General features: G+C 49.8%; 17 protein-coding genes, 3 rRNA genes and 2 riboswitches. All 20 genes read left to right on the forward strand.

Features of this window, described 5'->3' with window-relative positions:
* Positions 1-25: 25 nt before the first annotated feature.
* The 20 genes from guaA (at position 26) to purH (ending at position 23,772) form a co-directional block, all read left to right on the forward strand.
* Complete coding sequence (gene guaA, locus HNY42_RS03695) at positions 26-1,546, forward strand: glutamine-hydrolyzing GMP synthase (protein WP_041261800.1); 1,521 nt, start codon at positions 26-28, stop codon at positions 1,544-1,546.
* A gap of 300 nt (positions 1,547-1,846) precedes the next feature.
* On the forward strand, positions 1,847-2,377 hold the full coding sequence (locus tag HNY42_RS03700) for a hypothetical protein (RefSeq protein WP_188005128.1): 531 nt from the start codon (positions 1,847-1,849) through the stop codon (positions 2,375-2,377).
* Between the two features lie 312 nt (positions 2,378-2,689).
* Positions 2,690-3,658, forward strand: a complete 969-nt coding sequence (locus HNY42_RS03705) for a YsnF/AvaK domain-containing protein (RefSeq protein ID WP_131503430.1) — start codon at positions 2,690-2,692, stop codon at positions 3,656-3,658.
* Positions 3,659-4,069: 411 nt separating this feature from the next.
* A riboswitch (purine riboswitch) is annotated at positions 4,070-4,171 on the forward strand.
* An 86-nt stretch (positions 4,172-4,257) separates the two neighbouring features.
* Entirely contained in the window at positions 4,258-5,610 is a 1,353-nt protein-coding gene (locus HNY42_RS03710) for an NCS2 family permease (protein WP_131503431.1), read from the forward strand.
* 91 nt (positions 5,611-5,701) lie between these two features.
* Positions 5,702-6,613 (forward strand): proline dehydrogenase family protein, encoded by a 912-nt coding sequence (locus HNY42_RS03715; protein WP_188005129.1) that lies wholly within the window; start codon positions 5,702-5,704, stop codon positions 6,611-6,613.
* 327 nt (positions 6,614-6,940) lie between these two features.
* A 16S ribosomal RNA gene (locus HNY42_RS03720) occupies positions 6,941-8,502 on the forward strand.
* Between the two features lie 165 nt (positions 8,503-8,667).
* Positions 8,668-11,582, forward strand: a 23S ribosomal RNA gene (locus HNY42_RS03725).
* Between the two features lie 48 nt (positions 11,583-11,630).
* A 5S ribosomal RNA gene (gene rrf / locus HNY42_RS03730) occupies positions 11,631-11,746 on the forward strand.
* Together the 16S, 23S and 5S rRNA genes form the textbook arrangement of a ribosomal RNA operon.
* Positions 11,747-11,843: 97 nt before the next feature.
* Positions 11,844-12,050 carry an NETI motif-containing protein gene (locus tag HNY42_RS03735; protein WP_012369352.1) on the forward strand — a complete coding sequence of 69 codons (207 nt, stop codon included), beginning with the start codon at positions 11,844-11,846 and terminating at the stop codon, positions 12,048-12,050.
* A gap of 224 nt (positions 12,051-12,274) precedes the next feature.
* A riboswitch (purine riboswitch) is annotated at positions 12,275-12,376 on the forward strand.
* Positions 12,377-12,467: 91 nt separating this feature from the next.
* A complete protein-coding gene (gene purE / locus HNY42_RS03740; RefSeq protein WP_114596963.1) occupies positions 12,468-12,959 on the forward strand; it encodes a 5-(carboxyamino)imidazole ribonucleotide mutase in 492 nt (163 codons plus the stop codon).
* Positions 12,956-14,059, forward strand: a complete 1,104-nt coding sequence (gene purK / locus HNY42_RS03745) for a 5-(carboxyamino)imidazole ribonucleotide synthase (protein ID WP_188005130.1) — start codon at positions 12,956-12,958, stop codon at positions 14,057-14,059. Before purE ends, purK begins: the two co-directional genes overlap by 4 nt.
* Positions 14,056-15,351: an adenylosuccinate lyase gene (gene purB / locus HNY42_RS03750; protein WP_188005131.1), complete on the forward strand. Its 1,296-nt coding sequence runs from the start codon at positions 14,056-14,058 to the stop codon at positions 15,349-15,351. The genes purK and purB overlap by 4 nt, the downstream gene beginning before the upstream one ends.
* 60 nt (positions 15,352-15,411) lie before the next feature.
* On the forward strand, positions 15,412-16,119 hold the full coding sequence (purC, locus tag HNY42_RS03755) for a phosphoribosylaminoimidazolesuccinocarboxamide synthase (protein WP_188005132.1): 708 nt from the start codon (positions 15,412-15,414) through the stop codon (positions 16,117-16,119).
* The gene (gene purS / locus HNY42_RS03760) at positions 16,116-16,364 is read left to right on the forward strand and encodes a phosphoribosylformylglycinamidine synthase subunit PurS (RefSeq protein ID WP_131504445.1); all 249 of its coding nucleotides are present in this window, start codon (positions 16,116-16,118) and stop codon (positions 16,362-16,364) included. The genes purC and purS overlap by 4 nt, the downstream gene beginning before the upstream one ends.
* Complete coding sequence (gene purQ, locus HNY42_RS03765) at positions 16,361-17,044, forward strand: phosphoribosylformylglycinamidine synthase subunit PurQ (protein ID WP_188005133.1); 684 nt, start codon at positions 16,361-16,363, stop codon at positions 17,042-17,044. Before purS ends, purQ begins: the two co-directional genes overlap by 4 nt.
* On the forward strand, positions 17,025-19,244 hold the full coding sequence (gene purL / locus HNY42_RS03770; RefSeq protein WP_188005134.1) for a phosphoribosylformylglycinamidine synthase subunit PurL: 2,220 nt from the start codon (positions 17,025-17,027) through the stop codon (positions 19,242-19,244). Before purQ ends, purL begins: the two co-directional genes overlap by 20 nt.
* Positions 19,220-20,629: an amidophosphoribosyltransferase gene (gene purF, locus HNY42_RS03775; RefSeq protein ID WP_188005135.1), complete on the forward strand. Its 1,410-nt coding sequence runs from the start codon at positions 19,220-19,222 to the stop codon at positions 20,627-20,629. The genes purL and purF overlap by 25 nt, the downstream gene beginning before the upstream one ends.
* A gap of 19 nt (positions 20,630-20,648) precedes the next feature.
* The gene (gene purM, locus HNY42_RS03780; protein WP_131504448.1) at positions 20,649-21,683 is read left to right on the forward strand and encodes a phosphoribosylformylglycinamidine cyclo-ligase; all 1,035 of its coding nucleotides are present in this window, start codon (positions 20,649-20,651) and stop codon (positions 21,681-21,683) included.
* Complete coding sequence (purN, locus tag HNY42_RS03785) at positions 21,680-22,255, forward strand: phosphoribosylglycinamide formyltransferase (RefSeq protein WP_131504449.1); 576 nt, start codon at positions 21,680-21,682, stop codon at positions 22,253-22,255. Before purM ends, purN begins: the two co-directional genes overlap by 4 nt.
* Positions 22,252-23,772 (forward strand): bifunctional phosphoribosylaminoimidazolecarboxamide formyltransferase/IMP cyclohydrolase, encoded by a 1,521-nt coding sequence (purH, locus tag HNY42_RS03790; protein ID WP_131504450.1) that lies wholly within the window; start codon positions 22,252-22,254, stop codon positions 23,770-23,772. The genes purN and purH overlap by 4 nt, the downstream gene beginning before the upstream one ends.
* Positions 23,773-23,784: the final 12 nt, after the last annotated feature.

Here is a 23,784-nt window from a genome sequence, read left to right on the forward strand (position 1 = left end):
TTTGGAAGCACATTTGGACCAAGAAATGATCCTCGTCCTCGACTTTGGAGGTCAGTACAATCAATTGATCACACGCCGCATTCGTGATCTCGGAGTTTACAGTGAACTGCATTCGCATAAGATCACTGCAGCGGAAGTAAAAGACATCGCACCAGCCGGTATCATCTTCTCCGGTGGACCACGGAGTGTCTACGCAGAAGACGCGTACCGCTGTGATCCAGAAATCTTTGACCTCGGCATTCCGATTTTTGGAATTTGTTACGGTATGCAATTGATGTCGCAACACTTTGGTGGAACGGTTGAACGCGCCGGACACCGCGAGTACGGAAAAGCGACGTTGACACTCAACGATCCATCGCCGATGTATGCGAACCTCCCGCTCGAACAGACGGTTTGGATGAGCCACAGTGACCTCGTCACATCGGTACCAAACGGTTTCGTCGTCGATGGAACAAATGTCTCGTGCCCAATTGCTTCAATCAAAAACGAAGAGCTGAAGATGTACGGCGTCCAGTATCATCCGGAAGTCAACCATACGATGTTCGGTAAAGAACTCTTGAAAAACTTCCTCTTCGAAGTCTGTCAGTGTACGGGCGACTGGTCGATGGAAAACTTCATCGAAATCGAAATCGCAAAAATTAAAGAAGAAGTCGGCGATAAAAAGGTCCTTTGCGCCCTTTCAGGCGGTGTTGATTCATCCGTCGTCGCGGCACTCATTCACGCAGCAATCGGTGACCAGTTGACATGTATGTTCGTCGACCACGGTCTCTTGCGAAAAGGGGAAGCCGAAAGTGTCATGAAGACATTTGCGGATCACTTCCACATGAACGTCATCAAGATTGACGCGCAGGACCGCTTCCTCAACAAGTTAAAAGGGATCTCGGATCCGGAGCAAAAACGAAAAATCATCGGGAACGAATTCGTTTATGTATTCGACGAAGAAGCGTCGAAGCTGACGGATATGGACTTCCTGGCTCAAGGAACGCTTTATACGGATATCATCGAAAGCGGAACAGATACGGCCCAAACGATTAAATCACACCACAACGTTGGTGGATTGCCGGAAGACATGCAGTTCAAGTTGATCGAACCGATCAACACGCTGTTCAAGGACGAAGTCCGCGAACTCGGAAAAGAACTCGGTTTGTCGGACGAAATCGTCTGGCGTCAGCCGTTCCCGGGACCAGGTCTCGGGATCCGTGTCCTCGGTGAAATCACAGACGAGAAACTTGAAATCGTCCGCGAATCCGATTTCATCCTCCGTGATGAAATCAAAAAAGCCGGTCTCGAACGCGAAATTTGGCAGTACTTCACGGTCTTGCCGCCGCTTCGTTCAGTCGGTGTCATGGGCGACGAGCGGACATACGACTATGCCGTCGGAATCCGTGCCGTTACGTCAATCGACGGTATGACATCGGACTGGGCACGCATCCCGTGGGACGTGCTCGAGAAGATTTCAGTCCGGATCGTCAACGAAGTACAGAACGTTAACCGTGTCCTGTACGATGTGACGTCGAAACCACCTTCAACGATTGAGTGGGAGTAAGAACTAGACTTGCTGAGGAGATTCGTCTCATGAAGCCTGTCCTACCAACGTGTTAAAGGACACAGGTGAAAGGAAGTCCGTTTCACCTTCAACAATTGTATTTCAAAATGAAGCTCTCTTTTGTTCACATGATTTGTGAATGAAAGGGAGCTTTTTTCGCGACTAAAATCATGGAACTGTTGAGTGACGTCAAACTGAACCAACAAATTCTAAGGAGTAAAATAAGACACACCGAGCTGTGTATCGTACAGTTGATATAATATGAAGTCAGTAATGAAATGGAATAGGTGGCGAACCACTATGATTGATTGGACATGGCCTGAAGTTGATCGATTAGAGCATCAAGAGAATTGGAATGAAGCAAAAGAATATCTTATAAAAGCATGGCAACAAAATCCGACGGACTTAAAAACGACTGTACGACTTGGCTTTTTTTGTTGGTATGTCGTAGTCGAACAAGGGCCGCTTGGGATTACAGATGCAGATATAGATACGGATGAATTAGAGTCTGTGTTGACTGAAGTGACAAATTTCGGTTTGGCTCATTTTATAACGCATGAAGATTTTCTCTGGTGTTTTGGTTATATGATTTCCATGTTTCCTTATTACTTTGGAGACTATGAACAGTGGGAAGAAAAAGGGATTTCCATGTTAAAGCATGCTTATGAATTGTATCCTGAGGAACCTATATATAAATATTCTTACTTAGGATCTTTCACGAATACTTATCGAACACGTAAGAATGAATTAAAGCGGGTAAAACCTGTTTTAGAAGATCGATTTAGAGGAGAAGGCCTACTGTCTGAGTACTTTAAAAGTATATTTAGCTAACATTCCAGATGATTTTTAATCCTCAATTTTTTTGCAGGAGATCTGATGTATAAAAAATGTGAAGAAGTATAGAGGGGTTAAGGCGAAATATTAGTTTTTTTGTTGATTAATGCAAAACATGGAATGCCAGAAGAAAGTCTGTTGCTAAACCAGCGCGGACTTTCTTTTAATTAAACATGTGAAAAAAATGTTTAATTAAAAAAGAAGTAGGGGAAATTCAAAATGTTGGTATCTAAAATTACTTGTAAGCGTTTGATATTTGATTTTAACATTGAATTTTAAACGCTGTTTATCCCAAAGGAGGAGAAGGTCATGAGTAGAAAAGAAAATACATTTATCGACGTGTTTAATACCCAAGCGGAAGTATTAAGTAAAGTGAATGAATTAAAGGCACAGGGTTACAATGAAAGCGATATGTATGTTGTCGCACAAGATAAAGATTCGTTTTCTATGTTAAAAGACCAGACAGACGTCCATGTGGATACTACAGGTGAAGAGCAGCATCAAGGGTTCATGGGGAAATTTATGGCCGCCTTCTCTGAAGATTCTTCTGCGGGAGCATTCAGTGGTATGGGATTGGATCGTACTGAATCGGAAGAGTACCGCCGTCAAGTACAAAACGGCAAATTAGTATTGTATGTAGACAGTGAGTATGGGGATTCTTACGAAAAACACAATCAAAGTTATGGTGTTGCTTCAGATATGAACGGGGATCAAGGATACGGTACGACTTCCGGAGTGGACCGGAATCAGGATTATGATAACTCTTCAAAAACGGATCGGACATCTGCTATTGCACCAGATGCTGGAACAGAGGAAGAACGTCTTCGCTTGCATGAAGAACGTTTGAACGTTGATAAAGAAAGAGTTCAAACTGGAGAAGTAAATGTTAGCAAACGTGTTGTCGAAGATCAACAATCCATCGAAGTACCTGTTGAACGCGAAGAAGTATATGTGGAACGTCGCCCGGTCAACGAGAGCGAAACAAGAACAGATGCTTTTGTAGATGAAAATGATTCGATTCATGTTCCACTTTCTGAAGAACGCGTTGTCGTTTCAAAACAAGATGTTGTTACTGAAGAAATTGTCGTCGGGAAACGGAAAGTTCAGGATACGGAAACCGTCTCAGAAACAGTTCGCCGTGAAGAAGCAGATATTGATGATAGTGTGAGTACTACTAATAACCTGGACCGAGACAACGATCTTGATCGGGATAACAGACTTGACCGAGATAATGATCTTGATCGAAACAACGGACTTAATCGAGATGACAGAAGATAATTTTTTAGTTAATGGTTAAGAGGGCGTAGCTTATGAGCTACGCTCTTTTTATTTATATGGAATACGATATCTTGGTACAAAGACGCTGACCATCTATATATACATACTTTATAAGTTTGTGGTTAAAAGGCTCATCGCCTCTGCTTATTTTAATGAGCTTACGATAAGAAAAGGATACTGGCGATTGTTCTTGTAGTTGGCTTGGGAAGAATCACGATTCGTTTTCAGTTATCCCCGCTCTTGTTTAAGAACGACAGACGTAATTAGGAAAACTTGGAAGAAGTGAGTTAATTGAGAAAAACGCTTCCAAAACCGAACGTTCGGATTATTTAAACGACTAAATTTCGTTTTTATGGTTGACCCGCAATTTTGAGCATGCTACGATGTGTCTGTTCTTATTTTAATTATCCACTAAAAAACAAAAAATAATGCCGTATAATTCTGGGGATATGGCCCGGAAGTCTCTACAGGAACACCTTAAAGGTTCCTACTACGGCGTGCACTGATTCTGGTGTGCGCTTAAAGAAACGGCTTTTACCGCTTAGGTAACTGCCGTTTTTTTCGTTTCTTGAGACGGCTTATTTGGAAAGAGGGCAATCATGAGCACACAGATGAAACCGCAACAACCAAAACAAAAGGAGAATGCGATTGCGCGTTACTTCGATTTTAATGGACTCGGTACGAATATGCGGACAGAGTTCATCGCCGGTATGACGACGTTCTTCGCGATGGCCTACATCTTGTTCGTCAATCCGAACACACTCGCAGAAGCGGGAATGGATGCGGGAGCGGTCTTCGGTGCAACAGCACTTGTTGCCATCATCGGTTCGGTTACGATGGGCTTACTCGCCAATTACCCAATCGCTCTGGCACCAGGTATGGGATTGAATGCGTTCTTCGCTTACAGTGTCGTCATCGGAATGGGGATCCCATGGCAAACGGCTTTATCCGGTGTTTTAGTATCCGGTCTGGTCTTCATGGTGTTAACAGCGTCTGGTATTCGGGAAACAATCATCAATGCGATTCCAGAACCGCTTAAAATGGCAGTAGCTGCCGGAATCGGTTTATTCATTGCTTTCATCGGCTTAAAAACGGGCGGTATCGTCGTCGCCAATGAAGCAACACTCGTGTCACTTGGTAACCTGGGGCAGGGGACGACATTACTTGCTGTCTTCGGTTTAGTCATCTCAGCTATTTTGATGACACGCGGAATTAAAGGGGCGATCTTCTTCGGAATGATCATCACAGCCATTGCCGGTATGATCTTTGGTTTAATTCCGGTCCCGTCAGGTCTCGGTGAAATCGTCTCAGCACCACCAAGTATCGCACCGACATTCGGTCAAGCATTCTTACACTTTGACGAAATCTTCACAGTCCAGATGGCAGTCGTCATCCTGACATTCTTCTTCGTTGATTTCTTCGATACAGCCGGAACACTTGTTGCGGTCGCAAACCAGGCAGGATTGATTAAAGAAAATAAAGTCCCGCGTGCCGGCCGCGCCTTGATTGCAGATTCGACGGCAACGGTCGCGGGTTCAATTCTCGGAACGTCGACTACGGTCTCTTACATTGAATCAAGTGCGGGTGTCGCAGCAGGCGGTCGTTCAGGAATGACGGCGATTGTTACCGGTTTATTCTTCGGACTTGCATTGTTCTTCTCGCCACTCCTCGCAGTTATCACAGCACCGGTGACAGCACCGGCATTAATCATCGTTGGTGTATTGATGGCTTCATCTCTTCTCCAGATTGACTGGAAGAAGTTCGAGTACGCGGTTCCGGCCTTCTTGACGGTCATCATGATGCCGCTTACGTATTCCATTGCAACCGGAATCGCTTTCGGATTCTTGTTCTATCCGATTACGATGATTGCAAAAGGTCGCGCGAAGGAAGTCCATCCGATCATGTACGCGATGTCACTCGGATTCCTTGCTTACTTCATCTGGTTACACTGAGTTTCCTTTTATAGTTAACGCCTTTCTTCTATATAGAAGAAAGGCGTTTTTTTTATGCAGGAGGGAAAGGGAAATAAGAGGAGGTGTTTCCATGATTGAAAAAATTACAGGTCCTGTCTTTGAATACTTGGCGGAGCATAAAGGGTTGATTGAAACGGCGCGGAAGGTGGGGCTGCCGTTAGGGGGAACATTTTTTGTCGGTGGACAACGGACGGAAGAAACCATCGAGACGGTTCGAACCTTAAATCAGGACGGACGAGCAGTCACAGTGGACTGTCTCGGTGAATTCATCGAAACGGAACAAGATGCAATCGGGATTGCTGATGAATGCATCAAAGTCATTCATCGGATTTCGGAAGAAAAGTTGAATGCGCAAGTCTCATTGAAACTGACTTCAGTCGGATTAAGGTTAAATCCGAAAATTGCAGTTGCGCAGATGACACGGATTTTGGAAACAGCAGAAACGTTTGATTTGCGTGTCACGATTAATATGGAAGAAGAAGCCGTATGTGAAAGCATCATTCAAGTTTTTGAACAATTGCATCGTCGTTTTTCAAATGTCGGAATCGCTTTGCAAGCCAATCTATACCGAACGCGTTTTGATCTTGAACGATTGCATTCGACGGTTCGTGTCGTCAAGGGTGCCTATACGGGTCCGGAAGACATTTATATCGAGCGGAAAGAAACGGTGGATGCGACGTATTTACAACTCGTGAAACAAAATCTTTTGCAAGGCTGTTATACGCAAGTCGCGACACATGACGAAGATATGATTCAAGAAGTCATTCGATTCGTCCACCGACAGGGAATTGGATTCGATCAATTTGAATTCCAGATGCTGCAAGGGATGCGGCCGAAGCGGCAACAGGAATTAGCAGCTGAAGGATATCGTGTCGTCATTTATGTCCCTCATGGTGTCGACTGGTATACGTATCTGATGAAACGTTTGGCGGAACGACCGGCCAACATCGGCTTCACGGCAATGAGCATGTTAAGACTCTAAAGGCTTTACAAAGGGTTTTTAAATCCTTTGTAAAGTTTTTTTGAAATAATGCTTGTGTTTGTCGAATTTTGTTGGTATATTAATAAATGTTCCAGCGAGACGCCTTTTATAAACGGTTTGTTGGGGCTGAAAAATCTTTTCTAAAACGTGGTTGACATAATCGAAAGAACCTGTTAATCTATTGAAGTCGCTAACACGACGCGGAAGAAATGACGAACTTTGAAAACTGAACGATGAGGCAAAAAACGTATCTTCGGATACAAACAATGAATGAAGCGCAAGCTTCGTCAACGTGACTTCGGTCACAACAACGAGCAAGTCAAACACTTTATGGAGAGTTTGATCCTGGCTCAGGACGAACGCTGGCGGCGTGCCTAATACATGCAAGTCGAGCGCAGGAAGCTCACGGAACTCTTCGGAGGGAAGTGAAGGGAATGAGCGGCGGACGGGTGAGTAACACGTAAGGAACCTGCCCCAAGGATTGGGATAACTCCGAGAAATCGGAGCTAATACCGAATAGTTCTTCAGACCGCATGGTCTGATGATGAAAGGCGCTCCGGCGTCACCTTGGGATGGCCTTGCGGTGCATTAGCTAGTTGGTGGGGTAATGGCCCACCAAGGCGACGATGCATAGCCGACCTGAGAGGGTGATCGGCCACACTGGGACTGAGACACGGCCCAGACTCCTACGGGAGGCAGCAGTAGGGAATCTTCCACAATGGACGAAAGTCTGATGGAGCAACGCCGCGTGAGTGATGAAGGTTTTCGGATCGTAAAACTCTGTTGTAAGGGAAGAACAAGTACGAGAGGTAATGCTCGTACCTTGACGGTACCTTGCGAGAAAGCCACGGCTAACTACGTGCCAGCAGCCGCGGTAATACGTAGGTGGCAAGCGTTGTCCGGAATTATTGGGCGTAAAGCGCGCGCAGGCGGCCTTTTAAGTCTGATGTGAAAGCCCCCGGCTCAACCGGGGAGGGTCATTGGAAACTGGAAGGCTTGAGTACAGAAGAGAAGAGTGGAATTCCATGTGTAGCGGTGAAATGCGTAGAGATGTGGAGGAACACCAGTGGCGAAGGCGACTCTTTGGTCTGTAACTGACGCTGAGGCGCGAAAGCGTGGGGAGCAAACAGGATTAGATACCCTGGTAGTCCACGCCGTAAACGATGAGTGCTAGGTGTTGGGGGGTTTCCGCCCCTCAGTGCTGAAGCTAACGCATTAAGCACTCCGCCTGGGGAGTACGGCCGCAAGGCTGAAACTCAAAGGAATTGACGGGGACCCGCACAAGCGGTGGAGCATGTGGTTTAATTCGAAGCAACGCGAAGAACCTTACCAACTCTTGACATCCCCTTGACCGCTTGAGAGATCAAGTTTTCCCTTCGGGGACAAGGGTGACAGGTGGTGCATGGTTGTCGTCAGCTCGTGTCGTGAGATGTTGGGTTAAGTCCCGCAACGAGCGCAACCCCTATCCTTAGTTGCCAGCATTCAGTTGGGCACTCTAGGGAGACTGCCGGTGACAAACCGGAGGAAGGTGGGGATGACGTCAAATCATCATGCCCCTTATGAGTTGGGCTACACACGTGCTACAATGGACGGTACAAAGGGCAGCGAGACCGCGAGGTGGAGCCAATCCCAGAAAGCCGTTCCCAGTTCGGATTGCAGGCTGCAACTCGCCTGCATGAAGTCGGAATCGCTAGTAATCGCAGGTCAGCATACTGCGGTGAATACGTTCCCGGGTCTTGTACACACCGCCCGTCACACCACGAGAGTTTGCAACACCCGAAGCCGGTGAGGTAACCGCAAGGAGCCAGCCGTCGAAGGTGGGGTAGATGATTGGGGTGAAGTCGTAACAAGGTAGCCGTATCGGAAGGTGCGGCTGGATCACCTCCTTTCTAAGGAAAACGTCCCTTACGGGACATGCCCATCGTTCAGTTTTGAGAGCTCGTCTCTCAGTCTCGCAAGAGACACTCGCACCTTGAAAACTGAAGACATCAACAAGACATCAAATTTTTATAACCATGTCATTAGACGTGTGTTCTTAGAATACCAAAATGCTAGATCAAGGTATGAAGGGCGTACGGTGGATGCCTTGGCACTAGGAGCCGATGAAGGACGCGACGAACAGCGATATGCTTCGGGGAGCAGTAAGTATGCTTTGATCCGAGGATTTCCGAATGGGGGAACCCACCATCCGTAATGGGATGGGACATGTTACATGAATACATAGTGTAGCGTGAGGCAGACCCGGGGAACTGAAACATCTAAGTACCCGGAGGAAGAGAAAGCAAATGCGATTCCCTGAGTAGCGGCGAGCGAAACGGGAACAGCCCAAACCGGAGAGCATGCTCTCCGGGGTTGTAGGACACTCTATACGGAGTCAAAAAGGAAGACAGTAGGTGAACGACCTGGAAAGGTCGGCCGAAGAAGGTGACAGCCCTGTAGCTGAAACTGTTTTCCCTCCAGAGTGGATCCTGAGTACGGCGGGACACGTGAAACCCCGTCGGAATCCGGGAGGACCATCTCCCAAGGCTAAATACTCCCTAGTGACCGATAGTGAACCAGTACCGTGAGGGAAAGGTGAAAAGCACCCCGGAAGGGGAGTGAAATAGATCCTGAAACCGTATGCCTACAAGTAGTCAGAGCCCGTTAATGGGTGATGGCGTGCCTTTTGTAGAATGAACCGGCGAGTTACGATAGCGCGCGAGGTTAAGCTGATGAGGCGGAGCCGTAGCGAAAGCGAGTCTGAATAGGGCGCCATAGTGCGTTGTCGTAGACCCGAAACCAGGTGATCTACCCATGTCCAGGATGAAGGTCAGGTAACACTGACTGGAGGTCCGAACCCACGCACGTTGAAAAGTGCGGGGATGAGGTGTGGGTAGCGGTGAAATGCCAATCGAACCTGGAGATAGCTGGTTCTCCCCGAAATAGCTTTAGGGCTAGCCTCGAGGTTGAGAGTTCCGGAGGTAGAGCACTGATTGGACTAGGGGCCCCCACAGGGTTACCGAATTCAGTTAAACTCCGAATGCCGGCAACTTATACTCGGGAGTCAGACTGCGAGTGATAAGATCCGTAGTCAAGAGGGAAACAGCCCAGACCGCCAGCTAAGGTCCCAAAGTGTATGTTAAGTGGAAAAGGATGTGGCGCTGCCTAGACAGCTAGGATGTTGGCTTAGAAGCAGCCACCATTCAAAGAGTGCGTAATAGCTCACTAGTCGAGTGGCGCCGCGCCGAAAATGTAACGGGGCTAAACATACCACCGAAGCTGCGGATTCCGTAAGGAATGGTAGGGGAGCGTTCCAAACCGCTGTGAAGCTGTACCGTAAGGAGCAGTGGAGCGTTTGGAAGTGAGAATGCCGGTGTGAGTAGCGAAAAGAGGGGTGAGAATCCCCTCCGTCGAAAGCCCAAGGTTTCCTGAGGAAGGCTCGTCCGCTCAGGGTTAGTCTGGACCTAAGCCGAGGCCGAAAGGCGTAGGCGATGGATAACAGGTTGATATTCCTGTACCACCGATCCACCGTTTGAACAATGGGGGGACGCAGGAGGATAGTGACGCATGCGGATGGAAGTGCATGTGTAAGTTTCGAGACCGTCTGATTGGCAAATCCGTCAGGCACCAAAGTCGAGGAACGATGCGGAGTCCCGTAGGGACGAAGGTCACGATTTCACACTGCCAAGAAAAGCCTCTAGTGAGGTGGAAGGTGCCAGTACCGTAAACCGACACAGGTAGGCGGGATGAGAATTCTAAGACGCGCGGGATAACTCTCGTTAAGGAACTCGGCAAAATGGTCCCGTAACTTCGGGAGAAGGGACGCTCTACATGAGTAGAGCCGCAGTGAATAGGCCCAAACGACTGTTTAGCAAAAACACAGGTCTCTGCTAAATCGCAAGATGACGTATAGGGGCTGACGCCTGCCCGGTGCTGGAAGGTTAAGGGGATGGGTTAGCGCAAGCGAAGCTTTGAACCGAAGCCCCAGTAAACGGCGGCCGTAACTATAACGGTCCTAAGGTAGCGAAATTCCTTGTCGGGTAAGTTCCGACCCGCACGAAAGGCGTAACGATTTGGGCACTGTCTCAACGAGAGACCCGGTGAAATCATAGTACCTGTGAAGATGCAGGTTACCCGCGACAGGACGGAAAGACCCCATGGAGCTTTACTACAGCCTGATATTGAGGCTTTGTGCATGATGTACAGGATAGGCGGGAGACGTCGAGACCGGAGCGCCAGCTTCGGAGGAGTCACCCTTGGGATACCGCCCTTCATGCATAGAGTCTCTAACTCGCAGCCGTCATCCGGCTGGAGGACCGTGTCAGGCGGGTAGTTTGACTGGGGCGGTCGCCTCCTAAACAGTAACGGAGGCGCCCAAAGGTTCCCTCAGAATGGTTGGAAATCATTCGTAGAGCGCAAAGGCAGAAGGGAGCTTGACTGCGAGACCTACAAGTCGAGCAGGGACGAAAGTCGGGCTTAGTGATCCGGTGGTTCCGCATGGAAGGGCCATCGCTCAACGGATAAAAGCTACCCTGGGGATAACAGGCTGATCTCCCCCAAGAGTCCACATCGACGGGGAGGTTTGGCACCTCGATGTCGGCTCATCGCATCCTGGGGCTGGAGTAGGTCCCAAGGGTTGGGCTGTTCGCCCATTAAAGCGGTACGCGAGCTGGGTTCAGAACGTCGTGAGACAGTTCGGTCCCTATCCGTCGTGGGCGCAGGAAATTTGAGGAGAGCTGTCCTTAGTACGAGAGGACCGGGATGGACGCACCGCTGGTGTACCAGTTGTTCCGCCAGGAGCATCGCTGGGTAGCTACGTGCGGACGGGATAAATGCTGAAAGCATCTAAGCATGAAGCCCCCTCCAAGATGAGATTTCCCTTTGAGTAATCAAGAAAGACCCCTCAGAGACGATGAGGTAGATAGGTCACGGGTGGAAGCATGGCGACATGCGGAGCTGAGTGATACTAATCGGTCGAGGCCTTGTTCTAGCAGATGATCTTGTTGATGACTTCAGTTTTGAGGGCGCGAGCCCGTCGTCTGGTGACGATAGCCAAGTGGTCACACCCGTTCCCATGCCGAACACGGAAGTTAAGCACTTGAACGCCGAAAGTAGTTGGGGGCTTCCCCCTGTGAGGATAGGACGTTGCCAGGCAAACGGTGGTTCTGGAGCATACGCTCAAGGGCCGCCGCTTTTTTATGGACTTTTTTTGGTTTTTTCACACATATAATAAGGAAGGAATGTGATACTCATGGCAAAAAAACAAAAAATGCGCGTTGCCGTAGAAGAAAATGAAACGATCAGTGATTGTCTGGATCGGATCGATGCCATGGGTTATCGTCCGACCGTCCGACGGGAAGAACCGATTTTTGGACTGGATGCGAATGATGAACCGTATCCCATCCGTCAGCAAATCATTTTTGACTGCAAACCGAAGCTCGAAGCTGAGAATGTCTGAATCGAGGTCTCTTCTCAAACACACGACTCTTTCGTAAAAGAAAGGGTCGTATTTTTTTGTGGTTTTCTTGTCGTCCGTGTTGAATACTTTTCAAATTTCCGAATGCTGAACGAAATGAATTCAACAATTTATCCATAAAACCGAACGATGAATTTTCAGATAATTAAATTGTTCGCCTTTGGTTGACGAACGGACCGAAGTCTTGTTAAGATGAAGGCGTGATAGGAAGATTGAATATAACACCTCGTATAATAGCAGGGATATGGCTTGCAAGTTTCTACCCGACGACCCTAAATCGTTGGACTATGGGGTATATGGATGTTCGTCGATAATTCTTTGGCGTACCTTTTTATACCCTAAGCCACCCTTTTAGACGTGGTTTGGGCTTTTTTTATGCAAAAAGAGGAGGAGACGCAGATGAGTAAGGTAGAAATCGGAGTCATCATGGGCAGCCAATCGGATTGGGTGACCATGCAGAAAACGTGTGATGTACTGGATCAATTGGACATTGGTTATGAAAAGAAAGTTGTATCGGCACACCGGACACCTGACTTAATGTTTCGATATGCCGAGTCAGCCCGGGAACGAGGGCTCAAGGTCATCATTGCCGGGGCAGGCGGAGCCGCTCATCTTCCGGGAATGGTTGCTGCGAAGACGACATTACCGGTAATCGGTGTCCCAATTCAAAGCAAAGCACTTCAAGGCATCGATTCCTTACTCTCCATTGTCCAAATGCCCGGTGGTGTTCCAGTCGCGACAGTTGCAATCGGTGACGCCGGAGCCAAAAATGCGGGTTTACTTGCTGCTCAGATTCTTGGAACGGTTGACGAACGGATTGCCCGAGCTCTTGATCATATGCGTGTCGAACTGGAAGGAGACGTCATCGCTTCCGAGGTGCATCTGACATGAAACGGGTTGGTATCTTAGGTGGAGGTCAATTAGGTCGGATGATGGCTTTATCTGCACGCCAAATGGGCTATTCGCTCATCACACTTGATCCAACTGAAAACGCACCGTGTGCGCAAGTAGTGGATCAACAGATTCAAGCACCGTTCACGGATGTCGAGGCCGCAAAGCGACTTGCTGCTGAATCAGACGTCGTGACCTATGAGTTTGAGAATATCTCACACGAAGTAGCGGAAGCAATCGGTTATAAACTGATTCACGGGACAGAGCTTTTGTTTCGGACCCAACACCGGATTCGGGAGAAAGAACTGATTGAACAGCTTGGTTACAAGGTGGCACCGTATCAGGGAGTTCAGACAAGTGAAGATCTCCTTGGAGCCAAACGGCAGTTAGGTCTCCCATTCGTCTTGAAAACAGCCCGCTTTGGTTACGACGGGAAAGGCCAGACGGTCATTCGGACAGAGCTGGATTTACAAACAGCGATGAAGACCTTTGAAGCAACCGAATATGTTGCTGAAAAATGGTTACCGTTTGATCAGGAGATTTCCGTCATCGTCACGCGAAGCGAGCGGGAAACGAAGGTCTTCCCGGTCAGTGAAAATATCCATCAAGACAACATTCTGCATCTGTCAATCGTTCCCGCCCGCATCCCAATCGACTTGGAACAAAAAGCGATTGAACTGGCGACACGTCTCGCAAACGATGTCGATTTGATTGGCACACTGGCAATCGAACTGTTCGTCGTCGGCTCCGAACTGATCGTCAACGAACTGGCGCCGCGCCCGCACAACTCGGGTCATTATTCGATTGATGCGTGCGAGACGTCACAGTTCGAGCAGCACATCCGCGCTATCTGCGGACTGCCGCTTGGCGACACCCGCTTGACGACACCGGTCGTCATGGCGAACATCCTAGGTCAGCATATCACGGCATTAGACGAGGCATTACCGATGTTATCCTCGCGGACGAAAGTCCATTTATACGGAAAACAGGACGCAAAACAGGGGCGGAAGATGGGGCATCTGAACATCTTGGCTGATTCGGTCGAAGAAGCGTTAGCCGAAGTTGAGCGCCTGCAGATATGGAAGGAGACGGTTAGATGATCGAACGCTATACACGTCCTGAAATGAAAGCGATCTGGACAGAACAGAACAAATTCGAAGCCTGGTTGAAAGTTGAGATTTTAGCATGTGAAGCCTGGAGTGAGCTTGGCGTGATTCCAAAAGAAGATGTCCAGTTGCTCTGGAAAAAAGCTTCCTTTGATGTCAACCGCATCAATGAGATTGAACAGGAGACACGACACGACGTCATCGCCTTCACACGTGCCGTATCGGAGACACTTGGCGAAGAACGCAAATGGGTTCATTACGGACTGACGTCAACGGACGTCGTTGATACGGCGTTATCGTATCTGTTGAAACAAGCCAATGATATCTTGGCGGCCGATCTCGATCGTTTCATCGAGATTTTAAAAGTCAAAGCCAACGAACATAAATATACGGTCATGATGGGACGTACACACGGCGTACACGCCGAGCCGACGACGTTTGGTCTGAAGCTGGCCCTTTGGTACGAAGAAATGAAACGCAATAAAGTCCGGTTCGAGGCAGCACGGGAAACAGTCGAATACGGCAAGATGTCGGGAGCGGTCGGAACGTTTGCCAACATCGACCCGTTCATCGAAAAATATGTCTGTGAGAAGCTTGGTACGAAACCGGCACCGGTCTCGACGCAAACCCTGCAACGTGATCGTCATGCCCATTACATGTCGACGATTGCCTTAATCGCGACATCGATTGAAAAGATGGCGACGGAAATTCGTGGTCTGCAAAAAACGGAGACCCGTGAAGTCGAAGAATTCTTCGCTAAAGGTCAAAAAGGATCATCGGCGATGCCGCATAAACGGAATCCGATCGGTTCGGAGAACATGACCGGTCTTGCCCGGGTCATCCGCGGGCATATGGTGACAGCGTACGAAAACGTATCGCTGTGGCATGAACGCGATATCTCCCACTCGTCTGCGGAACGGATCATTTTGCCGGATGCGACGGGATTACTCAACTACATGCTGAACCGGTTCGGTAACATCATTAAAAATCTGACGGTCTTCCCGGAAAATATGAAACGCAACATGGACCGGACGTTTGGTGTCATCTTCTCCGGTCACGTCTTACTCGCCTTGATTGAAAAAGGTTGGTCACGTGAAGCGGCGTACGACTTCGTCCAACCGCGGGCGATGCAAGCATGGGAAGAACAAATCATGTTCCGCGATGTCTTATGGCAGGAAGCGGATATTCAAGAACTCTTTACAGAAGAAGAACTCGATGCTTGTTTTGATCCGACGTATCATACGAGCCGGGTCGATGAAATCTTTGGACGGTGTGGCTTGAACTAATCAACCTGAGACGGGAGTCTGACTCCCGTCTACATCTTAGGATCATGGGGGACGAAATCGATGCAACCACTTTATGAAGGAAAAGCAAAACGATTATACACGACGCAGGATCAGGATGTGCTCCGCATCGTCTACAAAGACGAAGCTACGGCATTTAATGGAGAGAAGAAGGCAGAGTTTGCCGGTAAGGGAGAACTGAACAACCGCTTAACGAGCCACTTTTTTGAGGTCCTCGCAGCGGCAGGAATTCCGACACACTTCATTGAACGGACATCGGAGCGCGAACAGCTCGTACGTCGTGTCACGATCATTCCACTGGAAGTCGTCGTTCGAAACGTCGTCGCCGGCAGCCTGAGTAAACGGCTGGGCATCGAAGAAGGAACGGTTCTCGAAACACCGATCGTCGAGTTTTATTATAAAGATGACAGCTTAGGCGATCCGCTTGTCACACCGGCACACATCAATTTACTGAAGATTGCGACTACGGAGGAGCTTTCCTTGCTTGAACAGGAAGCCAACCGTGTCAACGATGTCTTACGTCCTTACTTTGATGAAAAAGGAATCACATTGATTGATTTTAAACTCGAATACGGTAAAACACCGGCTGGCAAGATTTTACTCGCAGACGAGATCTCACCGGATACATGCCGGTTATGGGATAAGGAAACAGGCGAACATCTCGATAAAGATGTCTTTCGCCGTAATATCGGATCACTCATCGACACGTACCAAACACTATTCAATCGCCTAGGGGGAAACGGACAATGAAAAAGGTTACAGTAGCGGTCGCATTACGGGAAAGTATTTTAGATCCACAAGGTGTTGCGGTTAAAGGCGGTCTTGTTCAGCTTGGTTTTGGGGGTGTCGAAGAAGTGCGGATCGGTAAACGGATCGAGTTGCTCGTTGCGGATGAAACGACAGACGCGATGATTCATGAGATGTGTCAGAAGCTGCTCGTTAATACTGTGATGGAGGATTATCGTTTTGATGTAGAAGAGGTGACGACCGCATGAAGTTTGCCGTTATCGTTTTTCCCGGATCTAACTGTGATCTAGATATGTATCATGCTGTGAAAGATGCGCTTGGTGAAGAAGCGGAATACGTCTTCCATACGGAAACGTCTCTCGAAGGATATGACGGCGTCTTGTTGCCGGGCGGCTTTTCTTACGGGGACTATCTCCGGTGTGGAGCGATTGCTCAATTCTCACCGATCATGGAAGAGGTAAAACGCTTTTCGGCAGAAGGCAAAACGGTTCTCGGCGTCTGCAACGGGTTCCAGATTCTTGTTGAAGCCGGACTTCTCCCGGGTGTCTTACACCGCAACACGGGACTGAAGTTCATGTGCCGCACGGTTGAACTGAAAGTCGAAAACAACGAGACACGCTTTACATCAGACTATGCTGCGCAGGAAACGATAACGATTCCCATCGCACACGGAGAAGGCAACTACTACTGTGATGACGCCACATACGCGATGCTACAGACGAACCGTCAAATTGCCTTTACGTATACGAATAACCCGAACGGATCACGCGGCGACATCGCCGGCATCACGAACAAAGCCGGGAACGTCCTCGGCATGATGCCGCACCCAGAACGGGCAGTCGAGCTGCTGACCGGCGGAACGGATGGACTTAAGTTATTCACTTCACTCGTCAAACAGGGGGCACACCATGTTAAAACAACAGTCTGAACCAACGATGGAGCAAATTCAGGAACAACGGATCTACGCAACAATGGGACTTAGTGACGCAGAATACGAGATGGTCGTCAACTTACTCGGACGCCAACCGAACTATACGGAAATCGGCTTGTTTTCCGTCATGTGGTCGGAACACTGTTCATATAAAACGTCGAAGCCAGTCTTACGCCAGTTTCCGACGACAGGTCCACGCGTCCTGCAAGGTCCCGGTGAAGGAGCAGGTGTCGTCGACATTGGTGACAATCAAGCCGTTGTCTTTAAAATCGAGAGCCACAATCATCCGTCAGCCGTTGAACCGTATCAAGGTGCAGCAACCGGTGTCGGTGGCATCATTCGTGATATCTTCTCGATGGGAGCCCGTCCAGTCGCGTTGATGAATTCACTTCGGTTCGGTCATCTCGGGACGCCGCGTGTCAATCAACTGTTTGAACAGGTGGTCGCTGGAATCGCCGGGTACGGGAACTGTGTCGGGATTCCGACCATCGGAGGAGAAGTCGGATTTGATCATTCGTATGAAGGCAACCCGCTCGTTAATGCGATGTGTATCGGCTTGATCAACCACGAAGACATTCAAAAGGGTCTCGCAAAAGGCGCCGGTAACTCGGTCATGTACGTCGGTGCAGCAACCGGTCGTGACGGCATTCACGGAGCGACTTTTGCTTCAGAAGATCTTGGGGAAGATACCGAAGCGAAACGTCCGGCCGTTCAGGTAGGAGATCCGTTCATGGAGAAGTTGTTGATTGAAGCCTGTCTTGAAATCGTCGGTCATCCGGCACTTGTCGGGATGCAGGATATGGGCGCCGCCGGACTGACGTCCTCGTCAGCCGAGATGGCTTCGAAAGCCGGTATGGGCATCGAGATGCATCTTGATGACGTTCCTCAGCGCGAAACCGGGATGACAGCTTATGAAATGATGTTATCGGAATCACAGGAACGGATGTTGCTCGTCGTCGAACGCGGACGCGAAGCAGAGATCGAAGCCATCGTCAGCAAATGGGGACTCCATGCGGTGCATGTCGGAGAAGTTATCGACGAGAAAGTGCTTCGTCTCGTTCACCACGGTAAGATTGTCGCTGAAGTACCGGTCGATGCACTCGCGGAAGAAGCACCGGTTTATAACAAACCATCCCGTGTCCCGGCTTATTATGAAGAGTTCCAAGCAATGGATGAAACGTTACCGGTCGTCGAAGATGCTGTTGAAACATGGCGGGCCTTGCTCAAACAGCCGACGATTGCTTCAAAACGTTGGGTCTACGATCAATACGATCATATGGTTCAGACGTCAACGGTCGTCGCACCGGGGTCTGATGCAGCCGTCATCCGGGTTCGCGGAACGAACAAAGCACTCGCGATGACAACCGACTGCAACAGCCGGTTCGTTTACCTCGATCCGTTTGTCGGCGGACAGATTGCCGTCGCCGAAGCAGCCCGCAACATCGTTGCGAGTGGTGCGACACCACTGGCGATTACCGACTGCCTGAACTTCGGGAATCCGGATAAACCGGAAGGCTTCTGGCAACTACAGCAAGCGACGGCCGGAATGGCCGAAGCGTGTCGTGTGCTCGAGACGCCGGTCATCGGCGGGAATGTTTCCTTATACAACGAATCTGCCGGAAAAGCAGTTCATCCGACGCCGGTCGTCGGGATGGTCGGTCTCCACGAACAAACGGAGTGGATTACGACACAACACGTCAAGCAAGCAGGCGACGCTGTCTACCTACTCGGAGAGACGACAGCGGAATTCGGCGGCAGTGAACTGCAATACCTGCAATTCGAAAAATCATTCGGCAAAGCACCGCACATTGACTTAGCCGTCGAACAAGAACGGTTACTCGCCTTGCAAGCGGCGGTTCAAGCGGGACTTGTCACGGCGATCCATGACGTGGCAGAAGGTGGTCTCGCCGTTGCCTTAGCCGAGATGACATTCGGGACGACGCTTGGTCTTGACGTGATATTTGACGGACCAGCCCTGCACCTGTTCAGTGAATCGCAATCACGTTTCGTCGTGACGGTGAAGTCGGAACAGGAAGCAGCCTTCGTCAAGCAGACAGGAGCGTATAAATTAGGATACGTTACCGATCAAGATGCTTTGCAAATTAAGACTAACGATACACTCATCGAAGCAACACGTTCAACACTGCAAGCCGACTGGGAAGGGGCGATCGCGTGTTATATGACATCAAAGGATTAAATGAAGAGTGTGGGGTGTTCGGGATTTTCGGACAACCGGAAGCCTCGCAACTTGCGTATTATGGTCTTCACAGCTTACAACACCGGGGACAGGAAGGGGCAGGAATCGTCGCAAGCGACGGGAAACTGCTTCTGCCGCACCGCGGACAAGGACTCGTCACGGAAGTTTTTTCACAGGAAACACTGGATTCTTTATCCGGGCACCACGCCATCGGACATGTCCGCTATTCGACAGCCGGGGGAAATACGCTCGAAAATACACAACCGCTCCATTTTAAATCACGGACGGGCGACTTGGCGCTTGCGCACAACGGAAACCTCGTCAATGCTGATTCGTTAAAACATTTACTTGAAGCGGAAGGCGCCATTTTCCAAACGACGAGTGATACGGAAGTCGTCGCGCATCTCGTCAAACGGAGTAAGTTACCGACGCTTGAAGACCGGATTGCCGATAGTCTGGCGCGACTCGTCGGAGCGTTCGCTTTCCTGTTCTTAACGGAAGATACGTTGTACGTTGCCGTTGATCCACACGGTCTGCGTCCATTGTCGCTCGGTAAAACACCGGACGGCGGCATCGTCTTTTCATCTGAAACGTGTGCCTTTGATATTGTCGGTGCCGAGTTCATTCGCGATATCGAGCCTGGGGAGCTCGTAACGATCACAACGTCCGGCATGTCATCACGTCAGTATATGGAACCACATGAGCGGGCGATGTGTTCGATGGAATACATTTACTTTTCCCGTCCCGATTCGATGATTGATGGGGTCAACGTCCACACGGCACGAAAAGCACTTGGCAAAAAGATGTTCGAAGAAGCACCGGTCGAAGCAGACGTCGTCACCGGTGTGCCGGACTCGAGTATTTCGGCAGCCATCGGGTACGCGGAAGCGAGCGGCATTCCGTATGAAATGGGTTTGATCAAAAACCGTTATGTCGGTCGGACGTTCATTCAACCGTCGCAAGAATTGCGCGAACGCGGTGTCAAAATGAAACTATCGGCGCTGCGGGGAGTCGTTAACGGTAAACGGGTCATCATGGTTGATGATTCCATCGTTCGCGGAACGACGAGCCGTCGCATCGTCGGACTGTTACGGGAAGCCGGGGCAACGGAAGTTCATGTCCGGATCACGGCACCGCCGATCACCAATCCGTGTTATTACGGCATCGATACATCTTCCAAAGATGAATTGATTTCCGCCCGGTTGACACCCGACGAGATTTGCCGGGAAATCGGAGCCGATTCGCTCGAGTTCCTGACAGTCAACGGAATGGTCAATGCGATCGACCGACCATTTGAAGGACCGTTAAAAGGCCAATGTACGGCTTGTTTCACAGGCGAATATCCAACGCCGATCGGTACGTTGGAATTAGAAGCTAAACTTTGAACAGATGGGGGAACAAAGCATGAGTAAACAATACGAAGCAGCAGGTGTCAGCCTGACGGCAGGATACGAATCCGTTTCTCGAATGAAAAAACACGTGGCCCGCTCGATGCGCAAAGAAGTCATGACGGGACTCGGCAGTTTCGGTGCAATGTTCGACCTCAGCCAATTGAATCTGAAAGAACCGGTTCTCGTCAGCGGGACGGATGGCGTCGGCACCAAGCTGAAGCTTGCTTTCGCCCTCGACCAGCACGATACGATCGGGATTGATTGTGTCGCGATGTGTGTCAATGACATCATTGTCCAAGGCGCAGAACCTCTTTATTTCCTCGATTACATCGCCCTCGGGAAAGCTATTCCGGCAAAAATCGAGCGGATTGTCGCCGGTGTTGCGGAAGGCTGTGTCCAATCCGGTTGTACCCTGATCGGCGGGGAAACGGCCGAGATGCCGGGGATGTATGCAGACGGTGAGTATGATATTGCCGGCTTTGCCGTCGGTGCCGTCGAAAAACAAAAATTGATCACAGGAGAACACGTTCAACCGGGAGATGTCATTCTCGGTCTCGCTTCATCCGGTGTCCATTCGAACGGCTTCTCACTCGTTCGAAAAATCGTCGCTGAAAGCGGTCTGCGGTATGAAGATGAGCTGATGATGTTCGGCAGTACGATCGGCAATACATTACTGATGCCGACCCGGATTTACGTCGAAGCGGTCAAAGCGGCCCTTGAGACAGAAAAAATTCAGGCGATGGTCCATATTACGGGCGGCGGTTTTTACGAAAACGTGCCGCGTGTTCTTCCTGAAGGATGCGGTGCGACGTTTGACCCGAAAAAATGGCCGACGTTACCGGTCTTCGATTGGCTCGAACAAGCCGGAAACGTGCCGCGTCACGATATGTACAACGTCTTCAACATGGGAATCGGCTACATGATGATCGTCAAACCGGAAGATGTCGATGCCGTTACGGCACGTCTTGCCCGTGAAAATGAGACGGTCTACACAATCGGGACAGTCACGGGTGAGCCGGGCGTCCGCATCCATGGAGTCGATCAATGAAAATCGCCTGTTTTGCCTCGGGAAGTGGCAGTAATGTCGAAGCATTGTTCGAAGCGATTGAAGAAGGACGTCTGCACGCTACGATTGAACTCGTCGTCTGTGATCAAAAACAAGCGAAAGTGATTGAACGGGCACGCGCACGTAATTGTGATGTGTTTGTGTTTACAGCCAAGGAGTATCCGGATAAACCAACGTTCGAGCGGGAAATCGTTTCTGAGTTACAACGGAGAAATGTGGAGCGGATCATCTTAGCCGGATACATGCGGTTGATTGGAGATGTCCTGCTGTCGCATTATGCCGGACGAATCGTCAACATCCATCCGTCACTGCTCCCGGCGTTTCCGGGAAAAGATGCGATCGGTCAAGCATTTCGTGGCGGAGTCAAAATCACAGGTGTTACAATTCATATAGTCGATGAAGGTATGGATACAGGACCGATCATCGCACAAGAAGCGGTTCGGATCACAGAGGATATGACACGGGAAACGCTCCAACAGGCGATTCAGCAGGTGGAGCACGGATTGTACCCGCAAGTCATCGAAGAGTGGATGAAAGAGGAGGCAAACGTATGAGAGCGTTAATCAGCGTATCAGACAAAACAGGTATCGTCGAACTGGGACAAGCGATGCATGAAGCAGGGATCGAATTGATTTCGACAGGCGGGACACATCAAGCCCTTGAAGCAGCAGGACTTCCGGTCATTGGCATCAGTGAAGTCACACAATTCCCGGAAATGCTCGACGGTCGGGTCAAGACCCTCCATCCGATGGTTCACGGTGGACTGCTCGGACGCCGAGACCTTGAAAGTCATCGCGAACAGATGGCGGAACAACAGATCAAACCGATTGATTTTGTGGTCGTCAACCTCTATCCGTTTAAAGAAACGGTCATGAATGAAGATGTCTCGTATGCCGATGCGATCGAGAACATCGATATCGGTGGACCGAGCATGATCCGTTCGGCTGCCAAAAATCATGCCGCCGTGACGGTTGTCGTCGATCCGGCAGATTATCAGGCGGTCATTCAGGAAATTCATCTTGGTGGAACGACATTCGAAACCCGTCAAAAGCTGGCAGCCAAAGCATTCCGTCACACAGCGGCGTATGATGCGTTGATTGCCGATTACTTCCTGACGCAGACGGGTGAAAAGTTCCCCGATCAATTGACGATTACGCTCGAAAAAGTGCAGGACTTACGGTACGGAGAAAACCCGCACCAGGAAGCGGCCTTTTACAAAACACCGATCTACCGCGGGGCTTCACTCGCGTCCGCGAAGCAGCTCCACGGCAAAGAATTGTCTTACAACAACATCCAGGATGCCAATGCGGCACTTGAGATTCTCGATGAGTTCCGTGAAGCGGCAGCGGTCGTCGTCAAACACATGAATCCGTGCGGCGTCGCGGTCGGACCGACGATTGATGAAGCGTTCCGTCGTGCCCATGCCGCGGATCCGGTCTCGATTTTCGGCGGAATCGTCGCCTTGAACCGGGAAGTCGATCTTGCGACAGCAGAACAACTCAGTGGGATCTTCCTCGAAATCATCATCGCTCCATCCTTTACGGAAGAAGCGTTTACGTTGCTTGCAGCGAAGAAAAATCTCCGGTTACTGGAACTGGACGTCAAACGGGTTCAAGCGATCCGGTATACGGCAGTTGCCGGCGGGATGCTCGTTCAAGACAGTGACGACGAGACGCTCGATGACGCGTCAGCACGTGTCGTGACAGACCGGAAACCGACGGCAGGTGAATGGGAAGACTTAAAACTCGCTTGGCGTGCCGTTAAACACGTTAAATCGAATGCAATCGTCATCGCGAAAGATGAAGTGACGGTCGGCGTCGGTGCCGGGCAGATGAACCGTGTCGGGTCAGCCAATATCGCGATTACCCAAGCCGGTGCTAAAGCAGTCGGTGCCGCAATGGGATCGGATGCGTTCTTCCCGATGGGCGATACGGTTGAGGCAGCTGCTGCGGCAGGCATTACAGCAATCATTCAACCGGGCGGTTCGATCCGTGACCAGGAATCGATTGATGCCTGCAACAAACATGGCATTACGATGATCTTTACGAACGTGCGTCATTTTAAACACTAAGCGGAGGCGAGC

This window comes from Exiguobacterium sp. Helios (genome assembly GCF_014524545.1).
Lineage (GTDB): Bacteria > Bacillota > Bacilli > Exiguobacteriales > Exiguobacteriaceae > Exiguobacterium_A.